Annotated in this window: 15 protein-coding genes; 4 read left to right on the forward strand and 11 right to left on the reverse strand. The window is 38.9% G+C overall.

The genetic code is table 11. The features are described 5' to 3' along the window. Positions 1–20 precede the first annotated feature (20 nt). Both ACYSNQ_RS04600 and ACYSNQ_RS04605 read left to right on the forward strand, forming a co-directional pair. Complete coding sequence (locus tag ACYSNQ_RS04600; protein WP_426081647.1) at positions 21–1,136, forward strand: TFIIB-type zinc ribbon-containing protein; 1,116 nt, start codon at positions 21–23, stop codon at positions 1,134–1,136. After that, positions 1,133–1,948 (forward strand): TPM domain-containing protein, encoded by an 816-nt coding sequence (locus ACYSNQ_RS04605; protein ID WP_426081648.1) that lies wholly within the window; start codon positions 1,133–1,135, stop codon positions 1,946–1,948. Before ACYSNQ_RS04600 ends, ACYSNQ_RS04605 begins: the two co-directional genes overlap by 4 nt. A gap of 59 nt (positions 1,949–2,007) precedes the next feature. On the opposite strand, the gene ACYSNQ_RS04610 is transcribed toward ACYSNQ_RS04605, so the two are convergent. The 7 genes from ACYSNQ_RS04610 to ACYSNQ_RS04640 all read right to left on the reverse strand — a co-directional run bounded on the left by ACYSNQ_RS04610 (position 2,008) and on the right by ACYSNQ_RS04640 (position 7,801). After that, complete coding sequence (locus ACYSNQ_RS04610; protein WP_426081649.1) at positions 2,008–3,237, reverse strand: zinc-binding dehydrogenase; 1,230 nt, start codon at positions 3,235–3,237, stop codon at positions 2,008–2,010. A gap of 18 nt (positions 3,238–3,255) precedes the next feature. Beyond that, positions 3,256–4,116 (reverse strand): mannose/fructose/sorbose PTS transporter subunit IID, encoded by an 861-nt coding sequence (locus ACYSNQ_RS04615; protein WP_426081650.1) that lies wholly within the window; start codon positions 4,114–4,116, stop codon positions 3,256–3,258. 12 nt (positions 4,117–4,128) lie between these two features. Then, positions 4,129–4,944: a PTS mannose/fructose/sorbose transporter subunit IIC gene (locus ACYSNQ_RS04620; RefSeq protein WP_426081651.1), complete on the reverse strand. Its 816-nt coding sequence runs from the start codon at positions 4,942–4,944 to the stop codon at positions 4,129–4,131. A 14-nt stretch (positions 4,945–4,958) separates the two neighbouring features. Beyond that, positions 4,959–5,447 carry a mannose/fructose/sorbose PTS transporter subunit IIB gene (locus tag ACYSNQ_RS04625; RefSeq protein WP_426081652.1) on the reverse strand — a complete coding sequence of 163 codons (489 nt, stop codon included), beginning with the start codon at positions 5,445–5,447 and terminating at the stop codon, positions 4,959–4,961. Continuing rightward, positions 5,448–5,861 (reverse strand): PTS sugar transporter subunit IIA, encoded by a 414-nt coding sequence (locus ACYSNQ_RS04630; RefSeq protein ID WP_426081653.1) that lies wholly within the window; start codon positions 5,859–5,861, stop codon positions 5,448–5,450. It lies immediately after the preceding gene. Between the two features lie 10 nt (positions 5,862–5,871). Beyond that, positions 5,872–6,666 carry an SDR family oxidoreductase gene (locus ACYSNQ_RS04635; RefSeq protein ID WP_426081654.1) on the reverse strand — a complete coding sequence of 265 codons (795 nt, stop codon included), beginning with the start codon at positions 6,664–6,666 and terminating at the stop codon, positions 5,872–5,874. A 190-nt stretch (positions 6,667–6,856) separates the two neighbouring features. Continuing rightward, positions 6,857–7,801 (reverse strand): sugar-binding transcriptional regulator, encoded by a 945-nt coding sequence (locus ACYSNQ_RS04640; RefSeq protein ID WP_426081655.1) that lies wholly within the window; start codon positions 7,799–7,801, stop codon positions 6,857–6,859. A gap of 181 nt (positions 7,802–7,982) precedes the next feature. On the opposite strand from ACYSNQ_RS04640, the gene ACYSNQ_RS04645 reads away from it, so the two are divergent. Next, a complete protein-coding gene (locus ACYSNQ_RS04645) occupies positions 7,983–8,816 on the forward strand; it encodes a MerR family transcriptional regulator (protein ID WP_426081656.1) in 834 nt (277 codons plus the stop codon). A gap of 220 nt (positions 8,817–9,036) precedes the next feature. After that, positions 9,037–9,273 (forward strand): hypothetical protein, encoded by a 237-nt coding sequence (locus ACYSNQ_RS04650; protein ID WP_426081657.1) that lies wholly within the window; start codon positions 9,037–9,039, stop codon positions 9,271–9,273. A gap of 191 nt (positions 9,274–9,464) precedes the next feature. On the opposite strand, the gene ACYSNQ_RS04655 is transcribed toward ACYSNQ_RS04650, so the two are convergent. The 4 genes from ACYSNQ_RS04655 to ACYSNQ_RS04670 all read right to left on the reverse strand — a co-directional run bounded on the left by ACYSNQ_RS04655 (position 9,465) and on the right by ACYSNQ_RS04670 (position 14,214). Further along, positions 9,465–11,504 carry a HelD family protein gene (locus ACYSNQ_RS04655; protein ID WP_426081658.1) on the reverse strand — a complete coding sequence of 680 codons (2,040 nt, stop codon included), beginning with the start codon at positions 11,502–11,504 and terminating at the stop codon, positions 9,465–9,467. A 112-nt stretch (positions 11,505–11,616) separates the two neighbouring features. Next, positions 11,617–12,387 carry a MerR family transcriptional regulator gene (locus ACYSNQ_RS04660; protein ID WP_426081660.1) on the reverse strand — a complete coding sequence of 257 codons (771 nt, stop codon included), beginning with the start codon at positions 12,385–12,387 and terminating at the stop codon, positions 11,617–11,619. Between the two features lie 280 nt (positions 12,388–12,667). Then, positions 12,668–13,249, reverse strand: a complete 582-nt coding sequence (locus ACYSNQ_RS04665) for an undecaprenyl-diphosphatase (RefSeq protein ID WP_426081661.1) — start codon at positions 13,247–13,249, stop codon at positions 12,668–12,670. A 266-nt stretch (positions 13,250–13,515) separates the two neighbouring features. After that, on the reverse strand, positions 13,516–14,214 hold the full coding sequence (locus tag ACYSNQ_RS04670) for a helix-turn-helix domain-containing protein (RefSeq protein ID WP_426081662.1): 699 nt from the start codon (positions 14,212–14,214) through the stop codon (positions 13,516–13,518). Positions 14,215–14,315 lie beyond the last annotated feature (101 nt).

A 14,315-nucleotide genomic window follows, 5' to 3' on the forward strand; every position in this document is an offset into this window, starting at 1 on the left:
TATTTTAGAAAGGAGTACTTATGGAAAGTTCATTTACACACAAGTGTCCCAACTGTGACGGACCACTCTTTTTTGATCCGAAGGATCAGAAATTTCACTGTGAATATTGCTTAAGTATTTTCACTGAAGAAGAGGTAACCGCCTACGAGAAAAATCAAAAGGAAGCACGGCTTCAAAAAACACCTGATGAAGCTGCACAGGAGACAGATACTTCAGCAGCAGAAAAAATGACAAGTGAAGCTCAAACAAGCAGCGGTGACTTGGAACTGTTTACCTGTGCCAGCTGCGGCGCAGAAATTGTAACGGATGCAACTACTGCAGCGACCTACTGTTATTATTGCCATAATCCGGTTGTATTATCTGGTCGAATCAGCGGGAAATTTCTCCCGGATAAAGTTCTCCCTTTTAAAATTGAGAAGGAAGAAGCGGTCAATAGATTCCTTGACTGGACTAGAAAAAAGAAATTTATTCCAAAAGATTTTTTTAATGCCTCGCAAATTGAAAAGATGACTGGGGTTTATTTTCCCTACTGGTCGGTTGACTCTGATATTACTGGTCAGCTGAACGCCACTGGGACAACGGTTCGTGTTTGGCGCGTAGGAGATATTGAACATACTGAAACAAAACAGTTTGCTGTCGGACGAAAAGGAAAGCTTTCCTTTAAGGAACTAGTAAAAAATGCGTTATCAAAGAACACCCAGCAAAAAATGGTCGAGGTTGTTCAACCGTTCCCACTGGAACAGGCGGTTCCTTTCAAAAGCCAGTATCTATCAGGTTTTCAGGCTGAAAAACGAGACATTGAATTTGAAGCACTTAAGGCGGACATTGAGCAGGAGCTAAAAGGATATTCTAATCAATTGTTGAAAAATTCCGCTTCCGGCTACACAACTTTAACAGGCGTGAATACGGACATCCGTATCGACCGGCAGCAGCAGGATTATATTTTATTACCTGTCTGGCTAGTTACTTATAATAACCGTTCAGGTGATGATAAAATATATTATTACGCGATGAACGGTGTTACTGGAGAAACGCACGGTGAACTGCCGATTAGCTTCAAACGCCTTCTTTTCGCAGGGTTTGGCATTTTTGCAGTCCTCTTTATCCTCTTTATGATTGGGGGATATATGATATGAGAAAATATCGGATAATAGCTGCAATTCTTTTAGGCTTTTTACTTTCTTTCCCTCTATATGGGGAAGCCTCATCAGTAACAGTGGATGACCAAGCGGGTCTTCTAACGACTGAACAGGCACAGCAGTTAAATGAAAAAGCAAATGAAATTGAACGAAAGGCAAAGGCCTCTGTTTTCATTGTAACCAATACAGATAATACGGTAGACTCCACCCGCTTTGCCGATCAGTACATGCTTGATAAAATTGGAAAAAATCAGAACGGTATTACTTTGTACATCGATATGAATCAAAGAAAATTTATCATCTCTACATCTGGAAATATGATTGACTACATGACAGACAGTCGGATTGAAAACACGCTGGACAACATGGAATCTTATATGAGTGATGGCCAATATTTTCAGGCAGCTGACAGCTTTTTAGGCAATGTCAGCACCTACTTTGACGACGGCGTTCCCAAAGGGCACTATCGCGTAGACTCAGAAACCGGTAAAATCACGTATTATAAAGTATTGACCCCTTTTGAAATTGCTGTTGCTTTCATCGCAGCACTCGCGATTAGTGCTTTATTCGTTTGGCTGACAATGTCTAAATATAGACTAAAATCCGCAAAGCATAGCTATCCGGTTTATGAGAAATCCTCATTACAATTAACTGAAAAAGAAGACCGCATGACCAACTCCTTTATTACGACACGTAAGATACCACGAAACACATCTGGTAGTGGCGGCGGTGGAACTAGAGGCGGTGGCGGCAGTACTACACATACCACTGGCGGCGGTACCTTTGGCGGCGGCGGACGCAGCTTTTAATTAAAAAGAACGAATGTTTATTGGAAAGAAAGTAAATTTCCAATAAACATTCGTTTTTTTTATATTTCCGGGAAATGCTTTAATACATAATCCTCCGCCTCTTTGGACCAAATTCCCTGATTGTCAGCTAGGATTTCTGCTAAGGCTTTATCCAGCTGTGCTATTTCGTTCAGAGCTGTACGTTCAAAGCTTTTATGAGTGTAGACCAGCTTTTTCCCGCCGCCAATTTCAGGTTGGGTCAAAGTCGTTTCTCCAACTGCATTCAATCCTAAAATATGGGTTACTACATTAGCTACATGAACTTTTCCATTTTCAATCAGTTGAACTGCTTTTCGCATATCATCTGTATTGCCGCCGGAAGTACCTACATAATGAGTAAATGAATAGTGTAAATCATAAAAATTAATTGGTGCAGCAAACTCCTTATTCTGCGGTCCTGCAAAAAAGTTCAAACAGCCATCGGGATTCAATAAAGCTGAAGCCTCCTCTAACACTTTAGCAACCGGAATCATAACAAAAATATCATCAAATTTTCCATTAATAGTTTTTTCTAAATGCTCTGCCTGATTTTCCACATTTCCTACATTTACATAAAAAACTTCAATACCATCCTGACTCGGATATAATCGCGCTGCCCGCTCGAGCTTTTCGTCGTTGACATCCGTTACAACAATTCTTTTCGGCTTTCTTTCCCCGTGTAACGCATAATCTATTGCCAGCAGTCCCATCGGACCAGTCCCGCCCATAATCAATAAATCTCCGTCTTTTTTTATCCCCATCTGATGCTCATAACTATTCTCAATCAAATGAAAATTTGCTTCAAAAGCACCAATTACACAAGATAATGGTTCAATTAACGAACCTTCGAAATACGTTTCTCCATTATATGGAATCAGACAATTCTGTTCCATAACATCTTTTGAAAGAATGATATAAGTTGCATCTCCTCCAGTATAAGGGTAGGAATATCCTGGACAATCTGGACGATCCGGCAGCTGCAAGTTGGCTTGAACAACATATTTTTCACCAGCTTTAAAGCGATTATGCCAGTTTGCACCAACTTCTAGCAGCTCTCCACAAAATTCGTGACCAATAATAATTGGATTTTCAGCGAGATTATCTGGTGCCTTTTTGTGATCTGCTCCTTGATTCGCCAGTTTCCAGGTGGACATACAAATACTATCTGTGATAACCGAAGCCAGGATTTCATCCTCGGTAATTTTTGGCAGCTCAAATTCTTCCAGCCGAAGATCCTTTTTTCCATATAAGCGTATTGCTTTTGTTCTCATCTTTTTTCTTCCCCTTCTCTACTGTAAAATTCCCAATCCATACCCGGCAATTCCAACTGCAAATAAAATAAAAATTAACAAAATTGGACTAATTTTCTTCTTCAACAGTTTCATCATTAACAAAGTTAAACCTAAAGCTAATAGTCCAGGTATTAAATCGTCCAGAATATTCTGTACAGTAGTTACAATTATTTCTCCATCGGCTCCCGGTGTTTCAGAAACAACAAGAGGAACATTGATGGTTGTCCATTTTGTAACCAAAACGCCCATTATGAATAATCCTAAAATCGTTGCTCCTTCAGTCAATTTCTGCAGCAAATTTCCAGACAGGTCTTGAACAATATCCAACCCTTTCCTAAAACCGTAAGTCAGACCAAACCATTTCATTGCTAAACGAATAAGATTAAAGACTAGAAAGAAAAATACCGGTCCCAACAAATTACCAGTCAATGCTAAAGAAGCGCCTACTGCTGCTGTAATCGGGCGCAGCGTACCCCAAACCAATGGATCGCCAACTCCTGCCAACGGTCCCATCAATCCGACCTTTAGGCTGTTAATCGTTCCATCATCAATCTCTGCTCCGCTAGCTTTTGCTTCCTCCATAGCAATCGTTACGCCAATAACGGGTCCACATACTGCTGGTGTCGTATTAAAAAATGTCAAATGACGCTTCAAGGCTTCTGCCTGCTCCTCTTTTGTTTTATAGACTCTTTTAATTGTCGGAATCATATCTACGCAAAATGCCAGCGCATGAATTCGCTCATAATTAAACGAGGCCTGTTGAAAATTTGAAAAAACAAACGTTGTCATTAAATCCTTTTTGGTAATCAGAGATTGCTCCTTTTTTTCTACTGGAGCCGTTGTATCCGTTGCTTCCATTTTTTCTCCTCCTTAATCTTCCAGTTCATCATCTGCAACTGCTGACACACTGCCGGCAACCGCTGGCTCTCCTAGCTCAGTGCCCTGCTTCTTGAACTCTGGATTCAGTTGAACATAAATTAGCGCAGTTATCAGACCAACTACTCCAAATGACAGTAAACTGAATTCTAAATAACCGCCCAATACGAACCCTAAATAGAAAAACGGCATTAAGTACTTAACACTCATCATGTTCAAGACCATAGCATACCCAACAACTACAATAAAACCACCGGCAACAGCCAACCCGCCAGTTACTATATCGGGAATCGCAGAAAGCATGGTATTAACCATCTCAGCACTGACAAAGGTTGCTATTATAACAGCTGGAATCGCAACCCGCAGAGCTTGAACAAAAAGAGCGCTGAAGTGAAGAAAAATAATTTTATTAAATGCTGCTTTTTCTGCTTCTTTATCTGCTGCATGCTGGAAAGCGACTGTAATTGTTCGGGCAATCACGGTTAGTACTTGGCCGGCAGCTGCAACTGGCAAAGCGATAGCGATGCCTGCTTGAATATCCTGTTGACCAACAACAACTAAAATCGTAGAAATGATACTAGCTAAAGCTGAATCCGGTGATTGGGCGGCACCGATATTCATCCAGCCAAGTGCAATAAGCTCCAAAGTGCCTCCCAGAATAATCCCGGTTGTCAAATCACCAAGAATTAAGCCAATTACTGTACAAGCGATTAATGGTCTGTGGGTCTGAAACTCATCTAAAACACTACCCATTCCTGAAATAGCTGAGAAAATAAAAATAAGAATAATCTGAATGACTGAAAGTTCCATAGTATAACCTCCTTTTAAACTACTGCTTCCTTAAGTTTCGCTTCAAAATCAATTTTTGAATCAGTTGCAACTACCCTGCAATCTAATTCCACACCGGCAGCTTTTAATCCTCTAAACGCTGCTACATCCTCTGGGCTTACAGAAATAGCTTTAGTAATTTGCGTCTTACCATTCCTAAACTGCATACCGCCGATATTAATCGATGCCAATGGCACTCCTTGTTGCACCAGCTCCAATACCTCTGTCGGATTAGTAAATAGATAAAAGACTGTTTCCTTCTCATATTTGGGATTTTGAAAAACCTTTACTGCTTTTTCTACATCAACTATATTTACTTTTATTCCTGGAGGTGCTGCTTGCTTGACCAGTGTTTTCCGTATACTGTCCTCATTCACTTCTTTACTTACTACGATAATTCGTGAGGCTCCTGCTTCTTTTGCCCAAACCGTTGCAACCTGTCCATGAATTAAACGATCATCAATTCTAGCTAAACGTATCTCCATCTATAATTCCTCCTCGTCTTCAACCTCATCCTTCGAAAATAATTTAACTGTCTCAGGGATCATCTCTTTAATCTTGCATACGATTTCATTTATTGGCATTATCTTCAACTGACCTGCAATTTCCAGTACCATTGGCAGTGACATACCTGAGAGAACCTGTATATTCTGTGTTGACTCCTTCATTGCCAGACTACAACTTGCATTAAATGGAGTGCCACAATATAAATCTGTTATAATCAGTGCCGTTTCTGCATCTGCCAACGCATACCTAAGCTTTTCTTCCAGACTATCCAAACCATCCTCTGTATTAAACACTACCGGAAAAAAATCATCTGCTTTTCCAAAAATCATTTCCAGTGAGTTTTTCATTTCTACCGCTAAGCAGCCATGTGCTACTAAAATTACTTTTGTCATAGTCTTTCTCCTATCCCCTAGTCTTTCCTCCTGCAACATTCAATGTTACACCACTTATGTAGCTGGCTTTATCTGAAATAAGATAAGCGACTGTATCAGCAACTTCGGATAGCTTTCCACTTCGCCCTAGCGGGATAGTTGCCGTCTGACTATACCCTTCTCGAATAGCCTCTACCGTTTTCCCTCTAGTGTAAGCTAGCGCTGTCTCGTAAGCTAAAGTTCGAAGACCAGTTTCTTCCATAATTCCGGGTGCAATCCCTACAACTCGAATCCCTTCCTTTCCTAACTCTTTCGACCACGAACGGGTGAAACTGTTAACTGCTGCTTTAGTTGCAGCATAGCAGCTTTGTCCCTCCGACCCTTCTAAACCTGCTTCCGATGACATATTGATAATGACCCCTGAATGCTGCTTTAACATAATCTTGCTGACTAACTGACTAGCAAGATAAACACCTTTTTGATTAATCATAGTCATCTTATCAAATAGATCATCTGTTAATTCATAATCACTGACATTCCTTTTATCTGACAACAACGCCGGAACATTTACTCCCGCATTATTTACCAGAGCATCTACTCTACCGAATTTATCAATAGTAAAATCAACCATCTGCTTCACAGATTCTCTCAATGCTACATTGGTCTGAACAAAGAAATAATTACTATGCGTGAATGCTCCTTCATTAATATCTGCATTAACAACAAATGCACCTAAGTTACATAGCTCTTTTGCAATGGCTTCCCCAATTCCTGAAGAAGCTCCTGTTACGATAACAACTTTATTCTCAATATTTAACCAGCTCATTTTTCTCCCTCACTCACATTTGATATTTTACATTAACATTTGTGATATCACAAATTCATTATATGTATATGCTTTCACAATGTCAATACTTTTTTCACGTTTGATATACAGAAATCACGTTTGTTATTCTTACGAAAACTAAAAAACAGGCAGTCTGTTAACAAACTACCTGTTTTTGTTGCTAAATTATTTATTTTAATGCTACTATTTTTCTTGCGGTTTCTTCAGTTGTTATCAAGGTTGTTAGCAGATGTCCTTTTAATGCAGCACGAATACCGGCAGCCTTTTCTAAAGATTCAGCTATCCCAATCCGTTCAGGAACATTTTGCAGCTGCTCCATTGAGATACCGATAATCCGACCATCCAAGTTGCTCCTTACCTGTCGTCCTTCTTTGTCAAAGAAGCGGGATACAATATCACCGGCAATTCCTTTTGTTTCCAGCTCTTTTAAAACCTCTTCTCCATAGAAGCCCTTCCAAACATCATTTTCACTTAAGATTGGACTACCGATTCCGAATACAGCAATATCCAGTTCCTGCCAAAGCTGCAGCAACTCTTGGTTAAACGAACCATTCATCAGGCCATCTCTTAATTCACTAGTTTCAGTAATTGCTGGAGAATCAATCATTAAAGCGTCACCAGTAATTTTTTTTGAAACAGCATAAGCAATCGTATTTACATGATACTCACTCGCCAGCTTTCCGGAAGGTCCTCCTATCATTGGTACACAAAGGATATTTTCAAAGGCTCTTGAAGGCATTTCTTCAGCCATCGCGGCAAGAGAGTGTCCCCATGAAAAACCAATCTTTAATTGATTTTTTAGATAAGAGAGAAAGCATTCGCCGGCAGCTTTACCTAATATATGTTCCTTCTGCTGTCTGGTTAAATCAGCAGCTACAGGAACAACAACTGCCTTGTTTAACCCAAATTGCTGTGTTAGCTCTTGTTCCAGTGAATAGCTAGTTGATTTGTCATAATTGATTGTAATTTGAACAATTCCTTCTTCTCTTGATTTTTTCAACAGGCGACTAATCGTCGTCCGATGAATATTCAACTCTTTCGCAATCTGACTTTGATTTTTGTCTTCTTGGTAATACATCTCCGCGATTCTCATCAGTAATTTTTCTTCATCCATAGCTTTGCTCCTTTTTCATCTGAACAAACTATATCATACAATGCACAATCGTGAAAGAGTAATATCATTTGTAAGCCACTCTTAGCTCCTTTTTAATTTTTTTACCAATTTCTCTTTACTCTAAACCTGCTTCATAGTTTATTATTAGAATATCAATTGATAAGCAACGAAAGGAGTACCAATGAATATTGCGCAATTTTCAAAAATCAGCGGTGTATCCGTCAGTACACTGCACTACTACGATCGACAGGGCCTTTTTTCTCCTAGCGGACGAATAGCTCAAAACGGCTACCGAACTTATTCAGCTGAACAATTACCTGAGCTGAATCAGCTGCTGGTTTTAAAGGATTCCGGCTTTAAACTTGCGGAGATTAAAGAGCTTTTAACGGACAGCCAAGCCTCTGCTACATTGAGTCAGCGGCTTGCCGAAAATATTACAGCATTGGAAAATGATATCTCTCAAAAAAAACAGATGATTCGCAGAATACAAACTAATTTATTTTTACTACAGAATGGAGGAATCCCCGTAATGAATGAGATTATTATAAAAACAGTTGAACCTATTTTAGGCGCCAGTATTCGACGGAGCTTTAAAAAGAAAAATCCAAAACAAACCTTTGATGCATTTTCAGAAGAAGTCTGGCATGAACTGGAAACTGCCATTCAAACATGTGGAGGGCAGGTGACTACTCCCTGTCTAACCATTTACCGTGAAGGCTTGTTCTTGAAACAGGAAAGCCCAATTATTGACCAGGAAATCATCGAGCCTTTGGTTAAAGAGTTGAAGCTTCCGCCAAACAGTGATGTAACACTGACAACTTTACCGGCAGAGCAGGTTGTTTCTGCTATTCATGAAGGAAAATTGAACAGTATTGGCGAAACTTATACTCAGATGTTGGACTGGATTGAACAAACTGGGCTGACTATCAGCGGATTTATCAGGGAGATTTATCATCAGGAAAACATCACCGAGCTTCAAATTCCAGTCAATGCTAAATCGTTAGAAAAATTTTAGCAGTTAACTAAAAAGAATGATCCAATCCTTTGAGTGAACGAGGATTGGATCATTTTTTTATTCATATTAAAAATCAAGAAAAAATTTTTTCACAGATTATCAAATCTACAACCAGAGACCGAATAATCAGCACTGAAAAGTCAGACCGAAGCAGGATGAAGAAAAAGCGTTAATTCTATAGAATAAGAGTAAGAGAGAAAGAAGAATGGAGGAAATAGAAATGAGAAGAGGAAGTAAAATTGTCGTAGGTGTCGCACTAATTGGAGTCATTTGTCTCATTGGTTTTTCTAAAGGGGCTATTTTCTATTCAAATGATTGGCAGAAAGAGACACGTTCACAGCTGGATAAGACTGCAAAAGAAATGAAAAAAGAGGCAAAAAATTTCCGTTCATCCTTAAAAAAGACATGGAAAGAAACTTCTGAAGATATTAAAGAAGAATGGATACATATTGATTAACCATGCATAGTTAAATCCTTTAGAAGCTTCTATATACAAAGCAGCCTCTTTTGTTTAAGAGCGGCTTTGATAACAGCCTTTGTTTAAATTTAATACAAAAAGAGAATTTGAGCCATAAGGGATGGTCAAATTCTCTTTTTTTGCGCAAAGCTGCATAACTGTTGGAACAGACTCAGCTTTTCCAAATATTTCTATGACTGTTTCAGCAGCTGAGAAGGCTGCTGATCGCTTTCAAGTAAATACAGTTCTGACATCGCCCGTGTACAGCCCACATACAAGAGATTTTTATCTAAGTTGGAATGATAGTTTTCCTCTGTAATATATGGAAGAATCACAACATCGAACTCCAAGCCTTTTGCTAGCGTGAAGGTTGTCAAATTAATGCCTCTTTTGAACTGCTTGCTGTTTTCATCTAAAACGTGCAGCTCCCTTTCTTTAAAAAAATTCTTGATTTCAGCAATTTCTTTCGAGTTCTTGCAAATGACACCGCATAGCTGACTGCCTGATGCAGAAAAACGGATGAACAATTCCTCTAGCTGTTTCATCTGATCAGTCAGATTTTTATAACGCTTTACTTCCGGTAATTTTCCGTGGCGCTCCACTGGAATCAGTTTTTGATCCGAAAGGAATCGCCGAGCGTATTGAATGATTTCGTATGAGGAGCGATAGCTTTTATTTAGCTCTACCGTTCTTCCGTCGGAGAAATATTTACTGATTTCTCGGCTGTTTAGTCCTTGCTCTAGTGAAATATTTTGAGAAACATCTCCTAAAATTGTTTTACTACAGCTGAACAGCCTGCTGATTACCTCGTATTGAATTTCTGAATAGTCCTGCATTTCATCAATAATCAGATGCTTGACGTTTTTGATTTCTTCCTGTCCCTCCCAACTAAATTTACAAAGAAGTAGCGGAAAAATATCTGAATAGCTGAGTGCTTCTTTGTTTTTGCTGCTGAACATCAGTCCTGTTTTGGAACAAAAATCTTTATAAATTGAAAGCGGGCTCTGATGTATCAATCTTTTTAAGAGCAGCTGGTGGATTTGCTTTTGAGTTAAGCTCTTTGCAGTCTGCTGCTCTTCCCTTTGACGAAGAAACAGTTGCTTCGCTAGTTCATCTACTCTGTCATACACGGAAGCGGAGCTGCTGCATAAGGCAAATAAATTGTTTAATGCCTCTTTTGACAGCTGCAGAGTTCCAGCCTCGATTCCTTTTTCAAAGGGAGCTTTAGCTACCTCCTCTAAGTAATTCTGCAGTTTTTTAGTGAATCCTTTTCGATTAATTTCTCTACAGCGTTTTGCTTGTTGGCTGTTGGGAAAAGCACTAAGATTATTTGTTTCTTTTAGGTAAGATGAATCAATCGTCAGTTGAGGTAAAAACGGCTGGAGAATAGTCCCTAACTCTTGTTGAATCAGCTCCTCTTCCCCAAGCTCCGGCAGTACGCCTGCGATAAAATCAGAAAATACAGCATTAGGCGAGAGAATCAGAACCTCAGAAGCCCGCAGACTCGTTCGCTTGTTGTAAAGCAGATAGGCGATACGATGCAGTGCAATCGATGTTTTTCCCGACCCTGCTACTCCTTGAATAATTAAATGCTTTGTTTGCTGATCTCGAATAATCTGATTTTGCTCTTTTTGAATCGTATGAATGATTGTCTTCATTTGTTCACTGGAAGAGTTCGTTAGTTCCTCCATCAAAACCTCGTCATGAAGAGCTTGATCGGTATCAACTACATATTGAAGGAGCCCATCTTCAACTTTAATTTGTCTTTTCTTTGTCAGCTCCCCTGAAAAGCAGCCGCTATCTGTTTGATATTCAGCAGTTCCTGGACCAAAATCATAATATAATGAAGCAACCGGGGCTCGCCAATCGTAAATCAAACTGTCTCCCGCAGCCTGGGAAAAACCAAAGCGCCCAATATAAAAACGCTCTGCTTCACTCTCATCATCATAGCAAAAGTCAATTCGTGCAAAGTAGGGACTGGATAAGGCATACCGCAGCTTTTGCTGACTCTGACGTTCTGCGCCGACCTGACGATCCATCGAAGCTAAGCTCTTCTGGTAGTCATAAACTTCGTATTTGTCCAGCTCATGGTGATAATCTACCGTATATTTTTTTAGTTCCATATAGCCGGCATCTGTTTTCTGTTCCTTGCCAAGAGAAATTTGAAATGCTTTCTCAAGCGTTTCTAGTGTTTTAGTCAAATGCTTTTGTTCTTCTGTCGAAATCGTCATTTTATCATCCACTCCTTTTCTGATAATAAAAACGGCTGTTAAAAATCAACAAATCTGCCATAGAAAAGAAGCATACCACCAATCAAAACCTTGGTGGTATAGTGGAGGGTTTTTAGTTAAACGTTCTGTTCATTTCTTGAAGTTTTTTCTTAACAAGCTTAGCATTTTTCTCAGCCAGTTCTAAAGAATCAATTAAGGTATCGCAGACACTAATGATTTCTTCATCAGCTGCTGGTGTATTAAGAAGTCCTGTGATTGCTGCTGCCGGCAGCGGATTATCTATAGTATTCAATAAGCGCAGGATTGCTTCAAGGGAATAGTTGGCATTGCGCAGAATCCGGATGATTCTTAGCCGGTTGATATCTTCTGCGGTATAGATTCGATAGTTATTATCCCGCCGTTTAACTAATAACAAGCCATTAAGCTCCCAATTACGTAATGCGTCTACTGTGATTGCCAGATAGTCAGCTGTTTCCTTGCGTTTCATCGGTTTTAGCTGTTCATTTTTCCCTGATAAAAGCGCCTCTACAGCTGTAATCGCTTCACGAGCCTGCTGTTGTTCTTTTTGAATTTGCTGGAGGTAGTCATCTGCCAGCTGACTGGCCTGTTCAAAATCTTTCTTTGCTGCCGACTGAATAACTCCAACCATTTTCTTCCGAAGTCCCTTCTGCAGCACCTCCACCTGAAAAGCAGTCTGAGCTAGTTGAATCATTGCAATATGAAAGTCGGTAAACCGCCGATAGCCGTTTTCTTCACGCTCAGCCTGCGGAATTAGTCCCCATTCTTCATAACGGCGAACTGTATTTGGATGCAGGCCCACGATTTTTGCTACTTCTGATGTTCTGTAGATGTTAACTGTCAGCCCCTCCTTTCTTCCATACAAACCTTGTAAAAAACAGCCTCACAACAATGCCAAGGACCAGCAGTATTTCCTATGAAATATTTTCTCAAAAGATCGAAATAAATTGTTTATTTAAATGAGTTGTGAAGCTGATTTTTGATGAACTTATAGAATTTTAGTCTACAAAGTTTATTTAGCGATTGTTTGTCCTTTTACCCAGCTGAATTTTCTAGTACTTCTGAAAGAAATTATACAGGTAGAAACCCTTACCAGTCAAAGGAATGAATATTAAAAAGCAGCAAATAACTGCCCGCTAAACAGCTTATCTGCTGAGAAGCTTTGTCTCCAATTTTTCAATGAAAGCAACCAGCTGATTCATTATTTTAGAAGAAAACAAACCACGATAAATAAGTATACCTACAACTATCGCCAATAATCCTCCTGCTACCACATCTGATGGATAATGAACCCCTACAAAAATTCTGCTGATTCCAACTAGCAGTGCACTAAAGAAGCAAAGAACTTTTCCTTTTATACCGCTATATAAAAATAATGGTGTTAAAATGCTAAAGAACAAAACTGTATGGTCACTGGGAAAACTATTATTCACTTCTTTTTCAATCAGCTGATTTACCTCTGGAAGAACCGCAAAGGGCTGTAAATGTTCATAGAGCTGTCCTAAACCTTTCGCCAGTATTTCGGCAACGATAAAGGTTAATAGAGACAGTATCAGAACTTTTCTGTAAGAGCTGTCCTGCCTTTTATAGAACCATTGAAAAATCAGAAAGGCTGCCAGAATGAAAATCGTATACTTACTAATAAAAATTCCTAGATAATCTAGAACATCGTTCCTTCCTGCTAAATTATTAATGCTTCGAAAAACTTCATTGTCTATTGTTGTCATTTTTTTCTCCTTTACAACTTTTTTATTTGAAAAATTTCATTCATGTAAATCCTAAAAATAAATCATAATTATAAATCCTTTGCAGAATTTATATTAAAAAAATCAACTAATCCTTTCATATTTTTTTCTCCTCTTTTGAGGATTTTTTTACTTTTCCGTTTTCTCGATTATTAACTTCTTCCAGGCAAAGTCCAAGAATCTTTTCGTCACATACAAAAAAACCTTTGACACTTTCCGTGTCAAAGGTTGGTATTAAAGGCTTTCCCCTATTTATTTGCTTTAAATAAAAGAAAGGCTTTTATTATAAAAATCAAAAACAGATAGACAATCACATAAGGATGTCTTGCCATTGCGAAAAATAAAATGACCAGTGAATGGAAAAATAGCGACCAAATTCGACTATATCTTAACAGCTTATCCTTTTTCCAAAAATATAAAATTAATTCTATGATACCCGTCACAATCATCAGCAACAGTAAAATCAAAAAAAACGATTTATCAATTACAGATTCATTAAACTCAATCAAGGAAACTAACCGAATCATTTGTCCAGCTGATTGACCATAGAAGGGCAGGAAAATACAGACCAAGGTGAGTATATCCAGCAGTCCATAAATCAGCGTATATAAACGATTCTCCTGCTGCTGTTTTTCTTCTCTTCTTTCAACCTGCTCCATCTCTTCACCTGATAATAAGTCATCAATTGACACAGAGAACAACTGAGAGATATTTTTCAGAGATTCAATATTCGGGTATCCTTTGCCGCTCTCCCATTTTGAGACCGCAGTCCGGGAAATAAATAGTTTTTCTGCTAATTTTTCCTGAGTTAAATCATGTTCTTTTCTAAGCTGTTTCAGCTTCTCACCTAATTCCACACACGTCATCCTCATTTTTCTACTTCTCTTGCTTGGTACAGCTTTGTCAAAATCTGCCGCCCTCTTTTGATAGTATAATACATAATCCAAAGACCTTGAACCCTCTTCGCTTTTCTTTGAAAAAAATTTAGTCATTCAACAAGCTTGCGAATGATTCTTTTCTCTACCAAACATTTTCTATATCTAGTCCA

This window comes from Enterococcus sp. LJL51 (genome assembly GCF_054871795.1).